At 64.6% G+C, this 19,487-nt stretch carries 21 protein-coding genes; 10 read left to right on the top strand and 11 right to left on the bottom strand.

Annotated elements, in window-relative coordinates:
• Nucleotides 1-5: 5 nt before the first annotated feature.
• The 4 genes from ABSY17_RS10385 to ABSY17_RS10370 form a co-directional block, all read right to left on the bottom strand.
• The gene (locus ABSY17_RS10385) at nt 6-3,878 is read right to left on the bottom strand and encodes an AsmA family protein (RefSeq protein WP_378950002.1); all 3,873 of its coding nucleotides are present in this window, start codon (nt 3,876-3,878) and stop codon (nt 6-8) included.
• 180 nt (nt 3,879-4,058) lie between these two features.
• Nucleotides 4,059-4,589: a hypothetical protein gene (locus ABSY17_RS10380; RefSeq protein WP_378950000.1), complete on the bottom strand. Its 531-nt coding sequence runs from the start codon at nt 4,587-4,589 to the stop codon at nt 4,059-4,061.
• A 90-nt stretch (nt 4,590-4,679) separates the two neighbouring features.
• Nucleotides 4,680-5,135, bottom strand: a complete 456-nt coding sequence (locus ABSY17_RS10375) for a GNAT family N-acetyltransferase (RefSeq protein ID WP_378949999.1) — start codon at nt 5,133-5,135, stop codon at nt 4,680-4,682.
• 174 nt (nt 5,136-5,309) lie between these two features.
• Nucleotides 5,310-6,725, bottom strand: a complete 1,416-nt coding sequence (locus tag ABSY17_RS10370; RefSeq protein WP_378949997.1) for an FAD-binding oxidoreductase — start codon at nt 6,723-6,725, stop codon at nt 5,310-5,312.
• 111 nt (nt 6,726-6,836) lie between these two features.
• Between ABSY17_RS10370 and ABSY17_RS10365 the strand changes: the two genes are divergently transcribed.
• Both ABSY17_RS10365 and ABSY17_RS10360 read left to right on the top strand, forming a co-directional pair.
• Nucleotides 6,837-7,316: a thioesterase family protein gene (locus ABSY17_RS10365; protein WP_378949996.1), complete on the top strand. Its 480-nt coding sequence runs from the start codon at nt 6,837-6,839 to the stop codon at nt 7,314-7,316.
• Between the two features lie 147 nt (nt 7,317-7,463).
• Nucleotides 7,464-7,661: a hypothetical protein gene (locus ABSY17_RS10360; RefSeq protein ID WP_378949994.1), complete on the top strand. Its 198-nt coding sequence runs from the start codon at nt 7,464-7,466 to the stop codon at nt 7,659-7,661.
• A 48-nt stretch (nt 7,662-7,709) separates the two neighbouring features.
• On the opposite strand, the gene ABSY17_RS10355 is transcribed toward ABSY17_RS10360, so the two are convergent.
• Nucleotides 7,710-8,591, bottom strand: a complete 882-nt coding sequence (locus tag ABSY17_RS10355) for a dienelactone hydrolase family protein (RefSeq protein ID WP_378949992.1) — start codon at nt 8,589-8,591, stop codon at nt 7,710-7,712.
• Between the two features lie 325 nt (nt 8,592-8,916).
• On the opposite strand from ABSY17_RS10355, the gene ABSY17_RS10350 reads away from it, so the two are divergent.
• The 3 genes from ABSY17_RS10350 (at nt 8,917) to ABSY17_RS10340 (ending at nt 12,651) form a co-directional block, all read left to right on the top strand.
• Nucleotides 8,917-9,585, top strand: a complete 669-nt coding sequence (locus ABSY17_RS10350) for a hypothetical protein (RefSeq protein WP_378949990.1) — start codon at nt 8,917-8,919, stop codon at nt 9,583-9,585.
• 11 nt (nt 9,586-9,596) lie between these two features.
• On the top strand, nt 9,597-10,025 hold the full coding sequence (locus ABSY17_RS10345) for a hypothetical protein (RefSeq protein WP_378949988.1): 429 nt from the start codon (nt 9,597-9,599) through the stop codon (nt 10,023-10,025).
• A gap of 127 nt (nt 10,026-10,152) precedes the next feature.
• On the top strand, nt 10,153-12,651 hold the full coding sequence (locus tag ABSY17_RS10340; protein WP_378949986.1) for an ATP-dependent helicase: 2,499 nt from the start codon (nt 10,153-10,155) through the stop codon (nt 12,649-12,651).
• 7 nt (nt 12,652-12,658) lie between these two features.
• On the opposite strand, the gene ABSY17_RS10335 is transcribed toward ABSY17_RS10340, so the two are convergent.
• Nucleotides 12,659-12,925 carry a CopG family antitoxin gene (locus ABSY17_RS10335; RefSeq protein ID WP_378949984.1) on the bottom strand — a complete coding sequence of 89 codons (267 nt, stop codon included), beginning with the start codon at nt 12,923-12,925 and terminating at the stop codon, nt 12,659-12,661.
• A gap of 183 nt (nt 12,926-13,108) precedes the next feature.
• Here ABSY17_RS10335 and ABSY17_RS10330 point away from each other — a divergent pair, with 183 nt between their 5' ends.
• A complete protein-coding gene (locus ABSY17_RS10330) occupies nt 13,109-13,306 on the top strand; it encodes a DUF1059 domain-containing protein (RefSeq protein ID WP_378949982.1) in 198 nt (65 codons plus the stop codon).
• A gap of 51 nt (nt 13,307-13,357) precedes the next feature.
• On the opposite strand, the gene ABSY17_RS10325 is transcribed toward ABSY17_RS10330, so the two are convergent.
• The 5 genes from ABSY17_RS10325 to ABSY17_RS10305 form a co-directional block, all read right to left on the bottom strand.
• Nucleotides 13,358-13,654, bottom strand: a complete 297-nt coding sequence (locus ABSY17_RS10325) for a hypothetical protein (RefSeq protein WP_378949980.1) — start codon at nt 13,652-13,654, stop codon at nt 13,358-13,360.
• 117 nt (nt 13,655-13,771) lie between these two features.
• Complete coding sequence (locus tag ABSY17_RS10320) at nt 13,772-13,897, bottom strand: hypothetical protein (protein WP_378949978.1); 126 nt, start codon at nt 13,895-13,897, stop codon at nt 13,772-13,774.
• Between the two features lie 99 nt (nt 13,898-13,996).
• Nucleotides 13,997-14,344, bottom strand: a complete 348-nt coding sequence (locus ABSY17_RS10315) for a DUF488 domain-containing protein (RefSeq protein ID WP_378949976.1) — start codon at nt 14,342-14,344, stop codon at nt 13,997-13,999.
• A 60-nt stretch (nt 14,345-14,404) separates the two neighbouring features.
• A complete protein-coding gene (locus ABSY17_RS10310; RefSeq protein ID WP_378949974.1) occupies nt 14,405-15,046 on the bottom strand; it encodes a DapH/DapD/GlmU-related protein in 642 nt (213 codons plus the stop codon).
• A 46-nt stretch (nt 15,047-15,092) separates the two neighbouring features.
• Nucleotides 15,093-15,581: a CreA family protein gene (locus ABSY17_RS10305; RefSeq protein WP_378949973.1), complete on the bottom strand. Its 489-nt coding sequence runs from the start codon at nt 15,579-15,581 to the stop codon at nt 15,093-15,095.
• 160 nt (nt 15,582-15,741) lie between these two features.
• Here ABSY17_RS10305 and ABSY17_RS10300 point away from each other — a divergent pair, with 160 nt between their 5' ends.
• The 4 genes from ABSY17_RS10300 to ABSY17_RS10285 all read left to right on the top strand — a co-directional run bounded on the left by ABSY17_RS10300 (nt 15,742) and on the right by ABSY17_RS10285 (nt 19,356).
• Nucleotides 15,742-15,903: a hypothetical protein gene (locus ABSY17_RS10300; RefSeq protein WP_378949971.1), complete on the top strand. Its 162-nt coding sequence runs from the start codon at nt 15,742-15,744 to the stop codon at nt 15,901-15,903.
• Nucleotides 15,904-15,937: 34 nt separating this feature from the next.
• Nucleotides 15,938-16,516, top strand: a complete 579-nt coding sequence (locus ABSY17_RS10295) for an SCO family protein (RefSeq protein WP_378952569.1) — start codon at nt 15,938-15,940, stop codon at nt 16,514-16,516.
• A 23-nt stretch (nt 16,517-16,539) separates the two neighbouring features.
• Complete coding sequence (locus tag ABSY17_RS10290) at nt 16,540-17,412, top strand: 50S ribosomal protein L11 methyltransferase (protein WP_378949969.1); 873 nt, start codon at nt 16,540-16,542, stop codon at nt 17,410-17,412.
• A 114-nt stretch (nt 17,413-17,526) separates the two neighbouring features.
• Nucleotides 17,527-19,356: an aminopeptidase P family protein gene (locus ABSY17_RS10285; protein WP_378949968.1), complete on the top strand. Its 1,830-nt coding sequence runs from the start codon at nt 17,527-17,529 to the stop codon at nt 19,354-19,356.
• The last annotated feature ends 131 nt before the right edge of the window (nt 19,357-19,487 follow it).

Raw genomic sequence — 19,487 nt, 5'->3', positions numbered from 1 at the left:
TCCTGCTACCCGCCTCCAAACGACTTGAAGAGTTCCTCCAGGGTTTGGGGATCCACCTTCTTTTTCACCGGTGCGCCTACGGGCGGCACGGCGTCTTCTGCCAAGGGCTCGGGCGCCTGCTGGGGGCGCGCGTCGGGCAAGGGCGCGCGCTCTATTTCGGCGGGGGGCCTGGCAAGATTTGCCTCCGCCTCGCGCTTCGCCTTTGCCTCGGCCGCGAGGCGTGCCTGTTCCTCGGCAGCTCGCGCTTCCCTTTCCGCCTTGGCTTTCGCCGCAACTTCGGCGGCGCGCGCTTCTTCCTCGGCCTTCAGGCGTGCGGCTTCGGCCTGCGCCTTCGCTTCCGCTTCGGCCCTGATCCGCGCCTCCTCAGCCAGCCGGGCTTCCTCGGCAATGCGTTCGCGCTCGGCCTGCAACGCCGCGAAGTGGCGCGCCTCGCGCCGCAGACGCTGCTTTTCCAGAAGCACCGCCTGCATCGCCTCTACTCGGGCCTGTTCCTTCTCCAGCGCGCGCTGCGTCAGGTATTGCGCCATCGGGCCGCTATCGAACAGGCGGACCGTTGCGCCCGGCTCGCCTTCGAGCTGGAACAGCAGCATCGGTTCGGAGCCGACGAGCTCCTCCTTGCCAGGCGCGTAGGCGATGCTGCCGTTTGCCGCCACGACGCCGGAACTGAGGTCGCCGCGCAGCTCGGCCGTCAGGACCGCCGTGGGAGACTTCAGTGTCAGCGGCGGCGTCCGCAGGATGCCACCGGCCATGGTGAAGGCAACCTCCGCCTTGTCCGCCCCGAAGCGGCCCTCACCGGCGATTTCAGGCGCGAATTCGGCAACTCGCGCCGCATCGATGTCGCGACCGAGCGCATCGGCCTTTGCAAGCAGAGGCCCGAATGCGTCGGGATTGAAGCCATCCACAGTCAGCCCGTCGACCGCCGCCGTGCCCGAGCCGGACAACGAGGCGACCAGCCCTTCGACCGATTTGCCGCTTCCCGTAAGGGCGGCCGAAAACCTGCCCTTGCCGCCCAAGCTGGCAGCATTGGGGATCGCCGAAACGTCCGCACTGTCGAGCCTTATCTGACTGGTCAGCAGCGCCGTACCGTCGGTATTTTTGAGCTCGACCAGCCCATCGAGCGTGCCGCCGAAGATTTTGGCGTTGATGTTTGAAAGCCTGAGCGACTGGCTGTCGAGCTGCATCCTCAGCGCCGCATCGTTGGCCGTGCCGAGCGGCTCGGCTGCAAGAGTGCCGGCAGTGATTTCGAGGTCGGCGCTGAACGGTGCGGCCGATTTCGGGGCAAAAGGCGCCGCAGCCCAGGTCCCGCCCTCCCCGTCCAGCGCGTCGGCGCCGAGCAACATCTGCGCGACCGGCCTGAGGTCGAGTTCATCGAGCGTCAGCGCGCCGCCGAGATGTGGTTTGCCCTCGACCAGTTCCCCGGTGAGGTTGCCGACCACCTTCCCCTCGTTGATGGCGCCGTCGAACTGGTCCAGCGCCAGCCGCCCGCCGGCGAAGCTGGCGTCCGCAGCGAAATCCAGCGCCATGCCAATGCCCATGCCAGGCATCGACATGCCCGTCGTCATCAGCCACGGCTCGATGTCCGCGGCTTGCAGCGTTGCCCGTCCGTGCAGGCTGGGCGCCCCGCTGCTTAGCGCAAGCGTGCCGGCAAAGCCCGCCGAGGCGTCCTCGCCCTTCATGCTCGCCGTGACTTCGAGCCCGTCTTGCAGGGCACCGCTGGCCGCAAGTGCCAGTTCACCCGGCCCGGTCACGCCCAGCGGCAGCACCGGCACCCCCGCCAGCGCCAGCAGGCTGGTGGCGTCGTCATTGCGGGCGGTCAGATCGAGCTTCACTTTCGCGCTGTCGAAGCTGCCGGCCATGGCCTCGCCAGAGAGCGTGGCGGAAAGGTCCGAGCCACCTGCCTTGCCTTGCGCGCTGAGCGCCAGTCCGGTCGAGCCGTCGCCGTTTTCGACCGCGCTGGCCACAAGATCGATCCGCGCATCCGTCAACAGGTCCGGATATGCGGCAGTGCGTTCCGCAAGGCCAGCCAACAACCGGTTGCCGGGAAATTGCCTGGCGGCAAGCGATACAAGCGGTGCCAGGTCCACCGCCACCACGGATGCGTCGAGATTGCCGGTCGGCGCGGCCGGAAAACCCTTGACCCGACCGGTGGCGCTCAGCGACGCGCCGGCGAGGCCGCCGAGCGAAAGCCGGTCGATTTCCAGCACGCCTTCGCGCAGCCGCAGCGCGGTATCGACGGTGTCGGCGTTGAGCCCGGCGAAATTCACCGGGCCTGCCTTCACCTGGATATCCAGATCGGTATCTTCGAAGCGGTTCGCGCCCTTTTCGGTGACGAACAGCGAAGCGAAGGCGCGCACGCCCTCGACGTCGAGTTCGCCGCCGTCGAGCTTCATCGTCACCGAAGCGCGCGCGTCGCCGGGCTGGAGGCTGTCGAGTTCGCCGGTGAATTTCGCCTTGCCGAGAATAAGTTCGATATCTTCGAACCTCTGCTGCTCGCGCGTCAGCGTCACCTTTGCCTTGAAGCCCGCTGCCGGCAGCCGGCGCACGGCCTCGTCGACATCCTTGGCCACCCATGCGGCGAAGCCCGAGGGCTGGCCCACCGCCAACAGCAATTGCCCGTCAAATGCCGTGCCGCCTTCGGTACGCAGGAAACCGTCGGCCTCGAGCCGTGTGCGCCCCGGCAGTGTCGCCGCGACCGATTTCAGGTTCCAGCCTCCGTCGGCCGGCTCAGCCGAAAGCCTGACGTCGCGCACCGTGGTGTCGCCGGCGACGATCGCCGGCAGATCGACATCGACAGTTCCTGGGATCGTCGGCCGCGGCAACTCCGCCAACACCTTCTCCAGCGCCGTCAGGCGCTCCGAAACCGACACGCCCGTCCCGGCAGTCTCGCCGCCGGTCGCCTCGTCGAAGCGGACTTGCGCGCCGTTGGCGGTGACTATGAAGCGTGGTGCCGCGCCCAGATCCACTTCGGCCTTGCCGTCGGCCGTGTAGGGATCGTCGAGCGGCCCGGTCTCGAAGCGGAACTCCTCGACGCCCAGCCTGGCATGGTCGAGCGTGAACTTGCCCTTCAGGCGAAATCCTGGATCTGCCGGTTTCCCCTGTGCCTGGGCCGCGCCTCCCTGCGGCTTGGATGCTGGCTCAGCCCGGTTCTCGGCGACCGTAAAGCCGCCAGCATACAGGCCCTGCCCCGTGTGCATGCTGACATTGCCATCGGTTTCCAGCACGAAGCCGTATTTCTCAGGGGCAGCACGGACGCGGAGCCGCATCTGGCCGTTCGGGTCGACCGAACCCGTGGAGGCGGACAGCTGCGTCGGCATTCCGTCGACGCTCAGCGAGCCGTCGACCCGCCACGGCCCGGCCAGCGACTTGGCCGAAACCGCGGTGTTGATCTCCGACAGCACATGTTCGCGCCCGCTCGCGGCATGGCGCAGCCGCACCTTGCCGTCGGTGATGGTCAGCTTCTCGATGGCAATCTGCCTTGCATCGAATGGTGCGTTGGGGCGCATTGCCCAATCGACCGTGCCGTCGGCGGCAACGTCGATCGTCGCCACCGGCCGCACCAGCCGCATGTCGAAGATGAAGAACTCGCCGCGCAGGAACGGCGCGAGCTCGGCATCCATCGAAAATGTCTCGACGGTCATCGCCGGTTCCGTGCCACCACCGCCACCGACGCTCACATCGGAGAAGGTTACGGAAGGAAACGGCAGGATGCGTGCGGTGACATCGCCCTCGACCGTCACCTGACGGCCAAGGATGGCGCTCGCCTCGCGCTCGAAATCGGACTTGTAGCCCGACCAGTCGACAAAATACGGACCCACCAGCGCCGCACACAGCGCCAGCACGAACAGTCCACCGAATATCACGAACAGGCGTGCGAGCATTGCCTCGGGGAAAATCTGTTAAAGCGTTCCAAGCGACTAAACGCAGGAGCATGGTCATTTGGTGGCATGTTGGGCCGGGCGTGCAGGCACGTCAACGCCGCTGCCGCCGTTGTCCCGTGAAATGCACCGCCCTGACGCATCGGTCCGAAGATCTTCGTGCCGCCGTGGACACGCTGCGCTCTAAGCCGGCCTTGCGTCGCGTTTGGCCTGCGCCACGGCAGCCGCCTTGCGCAGGCGGCCTCGTTCCATCGGCCGCACCAGGCTCTTGGCTTTGCCACTTTCCACCGCCCGCATGCCCAGATGTGCCTGGCGCGTGTTGAAATCGGCACTGCGCGCCGGCTTCTTTTTCTTGGTCATCGCAAGGGCATGGCGCGCATTCTCGACCAGTTCGATCCGCGCGGCCAGCTGCCGCCGGCGTTCGACCTCGCCGTTCAGCCGCCGCATGCTCATCGCCAGGACTTCCAGCTTGGCCTTGCTGCCGGCGTCCATCTTCGACGGCCTCGTTCCCTTCGGCGTGGCCTTGCCGCGCATTTCGCGCCGCCTGCGGTGCGCTTCCGTCTGCGCCTTGTCGCGCCTTTCGCGTACCGTTTTCACCAGTTTCTGGAGTTCTGCGTCGGAGAGATTCTGCACCTCCGGATGGTGGGATTTCTCTACCAGTTCGCGCTCGTCATCGCTCAGCGCCCGAGCCTCGTGCTTACGCGACATCGCCATGTGGTCGTCCTCGCTTGCCGTTGTGCTCGCCCCGTCAGGCGGGACGAGCGGATTCTCCGGCCAAATGCCGACCGGGTCAAGCAGGCGGGTCTACCCCGCCCGGCGCATCCGGATCACCTCGAGCGGTCTGCCCTCGTCATCCTGGGAGTGCCGCAAGACCTCGACAAAGCCGCCGCGCTGGTAGAAGCCCACCGCCGCCTTGTTGGCGGCGTAGACCTCGACCTCGAGCGCGCCCTTGATACCTGCCGCATGCAGCACAAGCGCCTTGCCGAGACCATGACCGTGGGCTGCCGGAGCGACGAACAGCCCACCGATGAAGCTGTCGATCAGGCCTATGAAGGCTACCGACTTCCCGTCGAGTTCCGCGACCCAGTTCTCTGCTTGCGGCAAATAGATGTCCCGCACCTTGGCCTGTTGGTCGAGCAAATCGGACTCGGACAGAAATGGGTGGCCGACGCGTGAGGCGTCCAGCCAGATTTCGGTCAGGCGGTTGCGATCCGTCATGTCGGAATAGGCGCGAATCTTCACGCCGTGAGCGCGTTTCATGGAATTGTCCTTGGAATATGCGTTCAGAGAAAGGCGCATAGGCGCCCGTTCAGCCTTTCGGCCGTCATCGGCACTTGGGCCGACGCTTCAGCTTGTGAAGTCTCTGCGCATAAGTCTCCCGGTTGGACGGCGCCGAACTAGCAGCACCGCCCCTGCCCGTCAACGCCGCCGCGTCTACTCGGCCAAAGGCAGGATCTTGCCCGGATTGAGGATGTCGTGCGGATCGAGCGCTGCCTTGATCGCCCGCATCACCTCGACCCCATGGCCGTGCTCGCGGCTCATCAGCCCCATCTTGCCCTGGCCGATGCCATGCTCGCCGGTGGAAGTGCCATCCATCGAGATTGCCCGCTCCGCCAGTCGCTTGACGAATTCCTCCGCCTTGCCGATGTCGGCCGGGTCGTTCGGGTCCATCAGCACCAGCGTGTGGAAATTGCCGTCGCCGACATGGCCGACGATGGGGGCCACCAGCCCCATCCGCTCGATGTCGGCCTCGGTCTCGGCGATGCATTCGGCCAGCCGCGAGATCGGCACGCAGACATCGGTCGACAGCGCCCGCGCGCCGGGACGCAGCGTCTGCGACGCCCAATAGGCGTCGTGCCGCGCCTTCCACAGCTTCGCCCGCTCCTCCGCCACCTTGGTCCACAGGAACGGCCCGCCGCCGAACTCGGCGGCGATCTCGCCAAAGCTCTCGGCCTGCTCGGCCACGCCCGCCTCGGAGCCATGGAATTCGAGGAACAGGCACGGGCTCTCGGGATAGTCGAGCTTGGAATAGTTCTTCATCGCCCGCATCTGCAGCGCGTTGACCAGTTCGATCCGCGCAACCGGGATGCCCATCTGGATCGTGGTGATCACCGCCCGGCAGGCCGCCTCGACCGTCGGGAACGGGCAGACGCCACCCGAAATCGCCTGCGGAATGCCCTGCAGCCTGAGCGTCACCTCGGTGATGATGCCGAGCGTCCCCTCGGAGCCGACCAGCAGCCGCGTCAGGTCATAGCCGGCCGAGCTTTTGCGCGCCCGGCTGGCCGTCACCACCTCCGAGCCGTCGGCCATCACCGCGCGTAGCGATAGAACGTTCTCGCGCATGGTGCCGTAGCGCACCGCATTGGTGCCCGAGGCACGCGTGGCAGCCATGCCGCCGAGGCTGGCATTGGCGCCCGGATCGATCGGGAAGAACAGGCCGGTGTCGCGCAGATAGGTGTTCAGCGCCTCGCGCGTCACGCCCGCCTGAACCGTACAGTCGAGATCGTCGGCATTGACCGAAACAACCTTGTCCATGCGCGAGGTGTCGAGCGAAATACCGCCTGCGGGCGCATTGACATGGCCTTCCAGCGACGTGCCCGTGCCGAAGGCGATGACCGGCACGCGATGTTCGGCGCAGACCCGCACCACCTCCTGGACGTCGGCGGTGCTTTCGGCAAACACCACGCCATCAGGCGCCTGGTTGGGCAGGTAGGTCGTGGTGTGGCCATGCTGCTCGCGGATCGCCTGGCCGGTCTGGAAGCGCTCGCCGAACGTCTGCTTGAGGATGCCGAGCACAGCCGCGATTCCGGCCTCGTCGCGGGCCATCGCCTTAAGGTCGCTGAGCGCCATCATTTCCTCCAGAATTGGAACAGCTTGGCGCATTGCCCGCGCCCTAGGCTTGGGTAATCTGCCAGTCACCGTGGTTTGTCCAGCGCCACCAAAGCCTAAGAGGTTTACGCCATGCCAGTGCCGTTCGTGTCCAGCGTCATGGAAATCGAAAAAGACTGGATCGACTACAACGGCCATCTCAACATGGCCTACTACAATGTGCTGTTCGACCGCTGCTGCGACGAAGCGCTAGACCTGCTCGGCATGGGCGCGACCTACGCCCGCGACCGCAAGCTCACCATCTACACCGCCGAGGTGCATGTCTGCTATGTGCGCGAACTGCATCTCGGCCACCGTGTTACGGCGAGCTTCCAGTTGCTCGACCATGACGACAAGCGCCTGCGCGTCTACCAGGAACTGCGCCATGTCGATGGCTGGCTCGCGGCGACGTCGGAAAGCCTGGCACTCCACGTCGACATGAGCGGCCCGAAGGTCGCCGCCTTCCCGTCCGACATCATGGCCAATGTCGAGGCAATGCGCGCGGCCCACGCGTCGCTGCCGATGCCTGAGCGCGCCGGCCGCGCCATCGGCATCCGGCGCAGGCCGGCATAGTGGCGCCAAGGCCACAGGCGGTTAACCTTACCTGTTCATAACCTCCATCGCAGCCGGCGGTTCGTTGATCGCCTGCCTCCTCGCCCCGAAAATCCACCCAGCGAAATTGAGTCGCGGCGGTGGGCACCGGGCGGTTTGAGGCAAGGCATGCACACTGACATCGAAGCGACGGCCAACAAGCTCGCCTGCGATCCACGCATCAGCGACTATGATTTCTGGCGTTCGCTGCGCAATCTCAACAACGAGATCTTCGTGATCGCCAACAACAAGAGGCCGATCCCCATCGAGATGCTGCGCTGGCGCGTCATCCTGCGTCAGGCGCGCTCCAAGCGCGGAGTGGCGTGACCGGGGTGGGCGCTGCATCTGCTTTACGCCCTGCCCCGCCTTGCGGGTTCATCTCAGGTTTTTCTTGAGGAAGGCGATGGTGCGGCCCCAGGCCAGGTCTGCCGCTGATTTGCTGTAACGAGCTTCCGACGTGTCGTTGTTGAAGGCGTGCTGGGCGCCTTCATAGACGAAGATCTCGAAACTCTTGCCCGCCTTTTCCAGCGCCGCCCTGTAGGCGTCGATGCCGGCATTGATGCGCTCGTCCTGCCCGGCATAATGCAACAGCAGCGCGGCATTGATCCTGGCGATCGCCGCCTCGTCCTTCGGTTGTCCACCATAGTAGGCGACGCCGGCCTTGAGGTCCGGCGCGTTGGCGGCAAGCGTATTGACCGTGCCACCGCCCCAGCAAAAGCCGACCGCACCGACATTACCGTTCGACAGTTCGTGCCCCTTGAGAAAAGCCACCGTTGCCACGCCATTGGCGATCGTCTGGGCCGGATCCAACTGGCCGAACATCTCGCGTGCCTTGTCCTCGTCCGACGGTGTCCCGCCCATTGGCGACAGGTAATCGGGCGCCAGCACGAGGAAGCCCTCCAGTGCGATGCGCCGCGCCACATCGCGGATATGCGGATTGAGCCCCCGGTTCTCGTGGATGACGATCACCGCTGGCAACTTGCCCGACTGACCGGCAGGGTGGACGAGATAGCCTTTCATCTCGCCAGCGCCGCCGGGATAGGTGATGTCTTCGCCCTTCAGCCGGGCATCACCCTCAGGGACGATTGCCGCCTGTGCCTGGTTCGCCGCCAGCAGCGGAGCGATGGCCGCTGCGGCCACGCCGGAGCCGGCCAGTCTGCTCAATTTCTCCATGAAACCGCGGCGATCGAGCGTCAGGTGCGTGTATTCGTCATAAGCGTCGATCATAGCCTGGGTGATGACGGGATGGCCGGTCATGTTCTCTCTTCCAGAAACACTACCGAACCCTACGGTTGTATGAAGCTCAGTCAAATCAACCATACGTGAGATCGCGACAGGATCGCTAACGCCTGCCAAATAGTTTAGTCACCGCTAAATTAAATTTTTGTCATGTGACTTCGCTGCGCCAGTGCCGCCACAATGCCGTCGACACTGGCCTTGCTGGCTTCGCCATGCTCGCAGCGTCGTCGCCGAGTCCTTCGGCGTCCCACTGCGCATTCCGTTGCCTCCATGAGCGCGTTTCCGAACGGAACGAGCGGTTCGTTCCGAGGGGCGTAGCTGTGTCCGCAAGGAGGACGAGACGATGAGCTTTTCCAGACTTGTTACCGCATGCGCTTTCGGCCTGACGAGCGCAGCCTTCGTGGCGCTTGCCACGCCCGGCTATGCCGCCAGCACATCGACCACCAAGGCCTGCAGCCAACAGTATCAGGCCGCCAAAAAAGCCAACACGCTCCACGGCGAGAAGTGGCCAGAATTCCTGTCCAAATGCAGTGCAGCGATGAAGGATGGAACGTCCCCGACCGACAAGAGCAAGACCGGCGCCATGGCACCGGCAAACACCAATACCAAGACCAAGAAGTCCGCGGCCGTCTCAGGCACAACAGCCGGCCACCAGACCACCCAGCAGATCTGCAGCGAGCAGTACCAGGCGGCCAAGAAGGCCAACACGCTCGGCGGCCAGAAATGGCCGGATTTCCTCTCCAGCTGCAGCGCCAGCATCAAAAACGACAAGTCCGATCAGGCGATGGTTCCGCCGGATCCGACCACGACCGCATCGACCTCCAAGTCGACGATGCCGGCAACCGGCCCTGGCGGCAAGCCGCTGACGCCGGGCGAGCAAGCCTTCCGTCAGCGCATCCACGAGTGCTCGACCGAATGGCAGAGCGAGAAGAAGGCGGGCACGCTGCCTGCCGGCGCCAAGTGGCCCCAGTTCTGGAGCCAGTGCAATACCAGGCTGAAGGCCGGAGGTTGAGGGAAGCGCTGATGAACGCACAAGACATCGTCAACACCGTCTCGACTCAACTGAAACTTGATCCAGCAACAGCCGAAAAGGCGGTGGGCACCATCTTTTCGGTGCTGGAGCATGAATCGGGCGGCGTCGCCAGCGCCGGCCTTTTCACCAGGATTCCCGGCGCCGACGACCTCGCCCATAGCTACGACGTCATGGCCGGCGCAGGCAGTGGCGGCGGCCATGACGGCTCGCTGGGTTCACTGCTTGGCGCTTCGCTTGGAGAAAAGACCGGCGCGATTGTCAACGGCATCACGCAACTGCGCTCGCTCGGCCTCGACATGGCCCAGATCGAGCAGGCCGGCGAGACACTCATGCGGGAAGCCCAGGACGCCGCCGGCCCCCAGACGGTCAGCGGTCTGGTCGACGCAGTACCTGCCCTGAAAGGGCATTTCGGGCTCTGACACTGGCCGCAAGAGTCATGAAAACACCCGCGCCGAGGCTTGGGCGCGGGTGCAGAAACGGCTTTAGCCTATGCTGCGGCCATTCATGTTCTGGCCTTTCTGGCCCGAATCACTACATTCGGGACAAATGTCAGATTTCCCGGACGATATGCCGTTCTTCGACGAGCCCGGCGGAATTGCGCCCCGCCCCGCTGGCGCGCCCGCGCCCGGCGGCATTGCCGCGCGCGCCATGGCCGCGCGCCAAAGCTCTGCCGCGCCTGATTATCTCAACGGGCTCAACCCCGAGCAGCGCCAGGCGGTCGAGACCACAGAGGGTCCTGTTCTGGTGCTTGCCGGTGCCGGCACCGGCAAGACGCGCGTGCTCACCACCCGCATCGCCCATATCCTCAGCCAAGGCCGCGCCTACCCAAGCCAAATTCTTGCCGTCACCTTCACCAACAAGGCCGCGCGCGAGATGAAAAGCCGCATCGGCCTGCTCGTTGGCGAAGCCATTGAGGGCATGCCTTGGCTCGGCACCTTCCACTCGATCGGCGTGAAGATGCTGCGCCGCCATGCCGAACTCGCCGGGCTGCGCTCCGACTTCACCATTTTGGACACCGACGATGTCATCCGCCTGATCAAGCAACTGATCCAGGCCGAAGGGCTCGACGACAAGCGTTGGCCGGCGCGCCAGTTCGCCATGATGATCGACGGCTGGAAGAACAAGGGCCTCGGGCCCGCCGAGATTCCCGAGGGCGACGCCCGCTCCTTCGCCAACGGCAAGGGCCGCGAGCTCTACAAGGCCTATCAGGACCGGCTGAAGACGCTGAACGCATGCGATTTCGGCGACCTTCTGTGCCACCCGATCCGCATCTTCCGCGCCTATCCGGATGTGCTGAAAGAGTACCACAAGCGCTTCAAATATATCCTCGTCGACGAGTACCAGGACACCAACACCGCCCAATACATGTGGCTGCGGCTGCTGGCGCAGGAAACCGGCGCGCCTGGCCAGAAGAACGTCTGCTGCGTCGGCGACGACGACCAGTCGATCTATGGCTGGCGCGGCGCCGAGGTCGACAACATCCTGCGCTTCGACAAGGATTTTCCCGGCGCAACCGTCATCCGGCTCGAGCGCAACTACCGCTCGACGGCCCATATCCTGGGCGCCGCCGCCCATCTCATCCGCCACAATGAGGGGCGCCTCGGCAAGACGCTGTTCACCGAGCACGCCGACCCCGAGGACGCCAAGGTCATCGTCCATGCGGCATGGGACTCCGAGGAGGAAGCCCGCGCCGTAGGCGAGACCATCGAGCAGTTGCAGCGCCAGAAGCACAATCTCAACGACATGGCAATCCTCGTCCGCGCCTCGTTCCAGATGCGCGAGTTCGAAGACCGCTTCGTCACCCTCGGCCTCAACTACCGCGTCGTCGGCGGCCCGCGCTTCTACGAGCGCCAGGAAATCCGCGATGCCATGGCCTATTTCCGTGTAGTCGCCCAACCGGCCGACGACCTCGCCTTCGAGCGCATCGTCAACGTACCGAAGCGCGGCCTCGGCGAAGCCGCCATCCGCCAGGTCCACGACACCGCGCGCGCCATGGGCATCCCCATGCTCGAGGCGGCGCGAAACCTCGCCGAAAGCGACGAGCTGAAGCCCAAGCCGCGCGCCGCCCTGCGCGAGGTCGCGGCCAATTTCGAACGCTGGCAGAAGGCGCTCGAAAACACCTCCCACACCGAACTCGCCGAGACCATTCTCGAAGAGAGCGGCTACACCGACATGTGGAAGAACGACCGCTCGGCTGAAGCGCCGGGCCGGCTCGAAAACCTGAAAGAGCTCATCCGCTCGATGGAGGAATACGAGTCTTTGCGCTCGTTCCTCGAACATGTCGCGCTCGTCATGGACGCCGAGCAGGACGAACAGCTCGACGCCGTCAACATCATGACGCTGCACTCGGCCAAGGGCCTGGAGTTCGAGACCGTCTTCCTGCCCGGTTGGGAGGAAGGCCTGTTCCCGCACCAGCGCGCCCTCGACGAGGGTGGCCGCTCGGGCCTCGAGGAGGAGCGCCGCCTCGCCTATGTCGGCCTCACCCGCGCCAAGAAGAACCTGCATCTGTGGTTCGTGTCCAACCGCCGCATACATGGCCTGTGGCAGTCGACCATCCCCTCGCGCTTCCTCGACGAGTTGCCCGAGGCGCATGTCGAGGTCGCCGACGCCGGCAATTCCTACGGCGGCTACGGTGGCGGCCGCCAGAACCCCTATGGCGCCTCGCGCTTCGACAGCGTCGGCGAAAAGTCCTTCTCCAACACCTACGCCACGCCGGGCTGGCAGCGCGCGAAGCAAAATCGGAACGAAGCCACCGACCGCAACTGGGGCTCGCGCTCCGGCCATTCGGTCGAGCGCATCGGCTATGGCGAGACCGATTCAGGCTATGGCGCCGGTCGCGGCTCGGTGAAGGGCCGCATGATCGAGGGCGAGCTGGTCGCCAAGTCCGTCGCCACGGAGCCCTCGCGCTTCAAGGTCGGCGACCGCGTCTTCCACCAGAAGTTCGGCAACGGCAACGTCGCGGTGGTCGACGGCAACAAGCTGACCATCGACTTCGACAAGGCCGGCCAGAAGAAGGTGCTGGATGGGTTCGTGAACCCGGTGTGAGGGCCCCTCACCCCTCCACATATTTGTACAGGATCGAGTTGACCAGTGTCTGGTAGGGCATCCCCTCTTCCGCGGCGCGCGCCTTGAGCCGCGCGAGGTCGCGCTCGGGGATCGAGATCGAGATACGCTGCCGCTTGCCGTCGAGAACACCCTTGGCCGCCTCCCGCCAAAATGCGCGGCGCGCTTCGACGTCACCGGCCGAAACCCACTCGCCACGCTCGGCACTGCCGACCAGTTCACGCTCTTCGGCGACTGTGATCTTCTTGCCGTCCATGTCAGCCTCCAAGATAGTCCCTTGTCGCCTTGCGACTGGGAAACAGGGTCTTGAGGAATATTTTCTCGCCGTCCGTCACGAACGGCATGACCTTTGCAGGCTCGGGCCCTTACATTATCCGTTGTCGCGCCCCCTCCCCAGGAATAAAATTAGTAATACCTAATATATAGTCACAGGGAGGCGATGACGATGCGCCACTATATCGACTGCCGTGAATACCCCAGCGAAATGAAGTGCACGGTCGCGATTGCGGCCGATAGCGAGGACGAGCTGATCAATGCCGCCGTCCAGCACGCCGTCGCGGTCCATAGCGCCAAGGACACCCCGGCCTTCCGCGCCGAACTCAAGAAGGTGATCCACGACGGCACGCCGCCCAACTGAGGGTGCAAATGCGGCGTGCGCGACCATCGCCGCCTTGGTCATGCACGGACATCAGGATTGGCTGGTGCTTTGCCGCATCTGGCGGAGCCGCTCGGCTGCCGAAGCTGCGAGTTCTGCATATTGCTCTTCGAGAGCCTCGGCGGCGACCAGAACTTCTGGCTCGAAGTCATTGGCCTCGAGCACCTCTCGCAGTTGCTCGACGAATTCGGCCTGCTGCTCGAGCGCGGCGAACAGCTTCTTGACCTGATCGCGGCTGATATCGGGATTGGCAAGCGTCGCCGGGACCTCGCGCGCCATTTGCGCACCGGTCTCGGCCTGCTCCCTGAGGATCTCCAGCCAATCGCTCACGCCTTGCCCACCCTTGCGGAAACAATCTTGTCCTTCGCACCCCCTGCTCGTCAACCACAGGAAGAGAAACGAGGTTAAGAGCATGCTATGGTTGTTTTCGGCATTCGCGATTTCATCTTAATCGCTGCCGTTAGCATTGAGCACCAAAATCGAGCGTTTGGAGAGCGCGCCGTCGGACACCGCCCAGACGACGACCAGGAAACAAACGACAAATGCCAGCAGCTGGCCTGCCGCATAGGCCACCTTGTTGGCGATCGTGGTGAAAAGCCGTTCGAATATCGAAGTGCCTCTCCAAAGGAAATACGTTACGCCCGCGCCAGGTTCCGTCCACAGGGGCCATGCTCACGCCGAAAGCACCTCCTTCAGCACCACCGCCTGGTTGTGCGCCTCGTCATGGGCCGAATAGACGAGCGTCAAAGCCCCCTTGGCTGCCCGGTCGCGCAACAGCTCGACCAGGGTCGGTTGTGCCTCCAGTTCTGTGCGATAGCGCGCCCGGAACTCGTCCCAGCGCTGCGGGTCATGGCCGAACCATTTCCTGAGCTCAGTCGAGGGCGCGACCTCCTTGAGCCAGAGATCGACCGCCGCCCTTTCCTTGGTGATGCCGCGCGGCCAGACGCGATCGACCAGCACGCGGAAGCCATCATCGCCATCATGCGGTTCATAGACGCGCTTGATCTTGATGGTGCCCATCTAATCCTCCGCCGTCAAAGCGTCGAGGATAGGCCTACCGGAAGGTCAGGGAAAGCCTGCCTAGTCCGGCCGGGCTTCCCAGCGGTCGAGGAACGCTTCGATCGAAAGGCTCTGCATGTCGGGTATGGCCTCGAACAATCGCTCGGCCGGCCAGTCCCACCAGGCAAGTGCCTCGATGCGGGCAGCGATCTCGGCGGGAAAGCGCATCTTCAGCCGCTTCGCCGGCACACCGGCAAAGACCTCGAACGCTCCGACGTCGCGCGTCACAACCGCATTGGCGCCGATCACCGCGCCGTTCCCGATGGTCACCCCCGGCATGATCACCGCGCCATGGCCGATCCATACGTCGTTGCCGATGGATACCGGCTTGCCCCGCCGGCGCTCGCGAAAATCGCCGTCAACTCCGAGATAGCGGAAATATTCGTTGGGTCGGTAGCTCACCTTGTGGGTGGTAAGGCGCTCCATCGGGTGCTCGAGCGCGTTGATGCGGGTGTTGGCCGCAATCGAACAGAATTTGCCGATGGTCGTGTAGATCGCCTCGCCATGGCGCTCGAAATAGGAATAGTCGCCGACGACGACCTCGCGCAGCACCACACGCTCGCCGATGGCCACATGGCGGCCGAGACGGCAGCCCTTCAGTTCGGCGGTAGGGTGGATGCGCGGTTCGTCATCCTTGAAGCGAAGGTCGGCAGGCGTGTCCATCAAGCGGCTTTACGCCGGCCTGACTGCGCCCGCAAGCGCATCGTCCCTACTGCGGCTTACCCTTCGACCACACCACCTCCTGGCCATAGAGCGGGACCGTCGTCATCGACATCTTGGCCGAGCCCTGCTGCACCTGGCGCGAATGCGCGAGATAGATCAGCGTCTGGTTCTTCTTGTCGTAGATGCGGTTCACAACCTGCTTCTTCCAGATCAGGCTGATGCCCTGCTTGAACACCTCCTCGCCGCCCTCGCTGAAGCTGATGTCGCCGATGGTGATCGGCCCGGTCTGCTTGCACGAAATGGCGCTATCGGAAGGATCTTCGAACCAGTTGCCCTTCTGCAATCGGTCGATCACGCCACGGCTGAAATAGGAGACGTGGCAGGTCACGCCCTCGACCTTGGGATCCTTGATCGCCTCGACGACGATGTCATTGCCCAGCCAGTCGACGCCGACCTCGCCGACCTGCTGGGCGATGGCGGGAGCCGTGGCGCCGAGCGCGAGGATGGTGACAAGGGCAGAAAGGCGAAGCCGCATCAAAACCTCCTGAATTCCGGTTGCCACCCACACTTGGGCAGGCTGGCTGCCCGTTGCAAGACAATCCTCGGCCTCGGCCTCTCGAAATGGTGTTGAGCCGACCATTGGCGGCGTCAACATGTCCCTTTTGGCAACGCCCGCGGCGCGCTATGAAGTAGAGATGAAACAGGTCCAGCCCATATCGCTTGCGACGACTGCGTGGATCGCACTCGGCGCCACGGCGTTTGCGGCTGCGACCGGCCTCGCCTTCGCTTCCTGGCTCGACAAGGACGCTGGAATCTTCATGTCGCTCGTCGAGGCGGGCATGTCATGGTGCTTCTGACCTTGCCGGCCCCAAACCACGGAATCATTGATTGATAATGCGCTTCATACTCACTAGCATCCTGATCCTGATGGCCGCCGTCGTCGGCTTCATGACCTTCGACTGGTATCGCAGCCAGAACGGCGGCCAAGCCTTCGGCGCGCCGTTCACGCTTGTCGACCAGAAGGGTGCGGCGATCACCGAGGCAGCCTTCCGCGGCCAGCCGAGCGCGGTCTTCTTCGGCTTCACCCACTGCCCCGAGGTCTGCCCGACCACGCTGGTCGAACTTGACGGTTGGCTCAAGCAACTGGGCGACGACGGCAGGAACATCCGCGCCTATTTCGTCTCCATCGACCCCGAGCGCGACACGCCCGAGGTGATGAACACCTATGTCAGCAACGTCTCCGACCGCATCACCGGCATCACCGGCGAACCGGCGAAGATTGCGGCCATGGCCAAGTCCTTCGGCATCTATTCCAAGAAGGTCGAGACCGAGGGCGGCGACTACACCATGGACCATACGGCCTCAGTGCTTTTGCTCGACAGCAAGGGTGATTTCTTCGGCACCATCGCCTATGAGGAGAACCCCGAAGCAGCGCTCGCCAAGCTGAAGCGTCTCGCAGCCAAAGGCTGACCAACCCCTCGCCCGGACCCGACATGACCCAGACACGGCTACACATCATTACCGGCCGCGAAGCCGCAACCCGCATCTTCGCAGCCCTCGAAACTGCCTTCGAGGACGACGGCTGGCCGATTGCCGTGCTGGAGGTGGACGAGGACAACGACATCCAGGAGGTGTCGCTCTACACCGACGGCGATGTCGACGACATCGAGCGCCGCATGGCCGAGGTTCTGGCCGCAGAGGGACACACCGGCGCAATCGGCCGCGAGGTGCTGCCCGATATCGACTGGGTGGCAAAGTCCCTGGAAGGCTTGAAACCGGTACAGGCGGGCCGCTTCTTCGTGCATGGCGCCCATGACCGCAACGAACTCCGCCCCGGCCAGATCGCCATCGAGATCGAGGCCGGCCTCGCCTTCGGCACCGGTCACCACGGCACAACGGCCGGCTGCCTGGAAATGATCGAGAAGGTCGTGACGGCCGAGCAGCCCCGCAACGCGCTCGACCTCGGCACCGGCAGCGCCGTGCTCGCCATCGGCATCGCCAAGCTCGCGCCGATCCCGGTGCTTGCCACCGACATCGACCCGGTCGCAACGGAAGTCGCGGCAGCCAATGTGCGGCTCAATGATGCAAATGAGCATGTCGAGACGGTTACCGCAGACAGCTTCGATGATCCGATCTTTGCGGCGCGCGGACCGTTCGAGTTGATTGTCGCCAACATCCTGGCACAGCCGCTAATGCAGATGGCGCCGGAAATGGCAGCCCATCTCGCCCCCGGCGGCTCGCTGATCCTGTCGGGCATCCTCGACCGCCAGCACGACGCGGTGCTTGAGGCCTATACGGGCCAGAAATTCCGCCACGTCGAAACCTTCCACCGGGAAGGCTGGGTGACAATCCACCTCAAGAACTAGCGCCGCTACGCGCAAAGGCAGAGAACCATCGCCGCTGGCCCAAGCCGGCGGCGTTGCCAGCCCCTGCCTCCAGCGATAGTTTCGCTGACAATCAAGCTTTCCCGGGAAAGAACCATGTTCCAGTCCTTCGATTCCACCGGCGATCCCTCCGTAGGCAAACCGCGCGTTGCTCTTCTCAGGCAATGGCTTTCCGACAACGGGCTCGATGGCTTCATCGTGCCCCGTGCCGACGAGCACCAGGGCGAATATGTCGCCGCGCGCTCGGAGCGGCTGAAATGGCTGACCGGCTTTTCGGGATCGGCCGGCGTCGCCATCGTGTTGGCCGAAAGCGCCTATGTCTTCGTGGACGGCCGCTACACCTTGCAGGTGCGCGACCAGGTCGATCTCGGCATCTTCACCATCGAGAGCTTGGTCGACAATCCACCGTCCGTCTGGACCAAGGAAAATCTTGCCAAGGGCGCCCGGCTCGGCTTCGACCCGTGGCTGCACACCATGGCCGAGGTCAAGGCGCTTAGCGCCGCCGCCGAGAAGGCAGGCGCGGTGCTGGTTCCCCTCGCACAAAACCCCATCGACGCCATCTGGCAGGACCAGCCCGAAGCACCACTGGCGAAGGTGGAAATCCACCCCGAAACCTTTGCCGGCGAACTCGCCAAGGACAAGCTCAAGCGGCTTGCAGCGGCGATTGCCAAGGATGGCGCCACCCACGCCATCCTGACCGACCCGTCGTCGCTGGCCTGGAGCTTCAACATCCGTGGTGGCGACGTGCCCCATACGCCGCTGGCGCTCGGATTCGCCATCCTGGCCGCCGACGGTTCGCACACCGTCTTCCTCGACAAGCGCAAGCTCGGCCGCACCCAAGAGGCCTATCTCACCCAGCTCGCCGACATCAAGGCGCCCGCCGAGCTTGAAAGCGCTGTCGCAGCACTTGCGCAGTCCGGCGCGAAGATCGCGCTCGACCCCGTCCTTGCGGCCGACCGGCTGCGTGCGCTGATCGAGGACAATGGCGGCACGGTGGTCGCAGCCCCCGACCCGGCGCGCCTCCCCCGCGCCACCAAGAACAGCGCCGAGATCGCCGGCGCCCGCGCCGCGCACCGCCGCGATGGCGCTGCGGTGGCCAAGCTGCTGTGCTGGCTCGACCGTCAGGAGCCCGGCAAGGTCGACGAAATCGCTGTTGTCACCAAGCTGGAGGAATGCCGCCGCATAACCGGCGAAGAGACACAGATGCCGCTGCGCGACGTGTCCTTCGACACGATCTCGGGCGCCGGGCCCAATGGCGCGATCATGCACTACCGCGTGTCGAGGGCGACCAGCCGCGTGCTCGGCGACGGCGAGCTGTTCCTGCTCGATTCAGGGGCGCAGTATCAGGACGGGACCACCGACATCACCCGCACCGTGCCGGTCGGCAAGCCATCGGAGGAAATGCGCGAGCGCTTCACCCTGGTGCTGAAGGGCCTGATCGCCATTTCGACGGCGCGCTTTCCTGCGGGTGCACGTGGCTGCGACATCGACGTGCTCGCCCGCATCGCCCTGTGGAAGCGCGGGCTCGACTTCGCCCATGGCACCGGCCACGGCGTCGGCTCCTATCTCGCGGTGCACGAAGGCCCGCAGCGCATCGCCAAGACTGGCATGGAAAAGCTGCTCGCCGGCATGATCCTGTCCAACGAGCCAGGCTACTACAAGCCGGGCCACTACGGCATTCGTCTCGAAAACCTGATCCTGGTGACACGGCCGGACGACCTGCCCAGCGGGGACATTGCCATGCACGGTTTCGAGACGCTGACCCTCGCTCCTTTCGACCAGCGCCTCTTGCGCACCGACCTTCTGACCCGCGACGAACTCGACTGGCTGAACGCCTACCATGCACGCGTGCTCGTCGAGATCGGACCGATGCTCGACGGTGAAACGCTGGCATGGCTGGAAAAAGCGACCAAGCCGATCCGCTGAGGCGCTCTTGGCCCGTTACCATCCGGGGTTGGCGGGTTGATCGCCCTGCAGCGGGTCCTGTCGTGCGTCCTTCGACAGGCTCAGGATGAGGACTGCTTGCGCCATCGCATTCTTGTCGAGGCTCTCGAGAG

Source organism: Mesorhizobium sp. ANAO-SY3R2, from assembly GCF_042466635.1.
Classification (GTDB): Bacteria; Pseudomonadota; Alphaproteobacteria; order Rhizobiales; family Rhizobiaceae; genus Aminobacter.
Note: the sequence above shows the minus strand (reverse complement) of the source record. Positions and strands in the feature narration are given on the sequence as shown.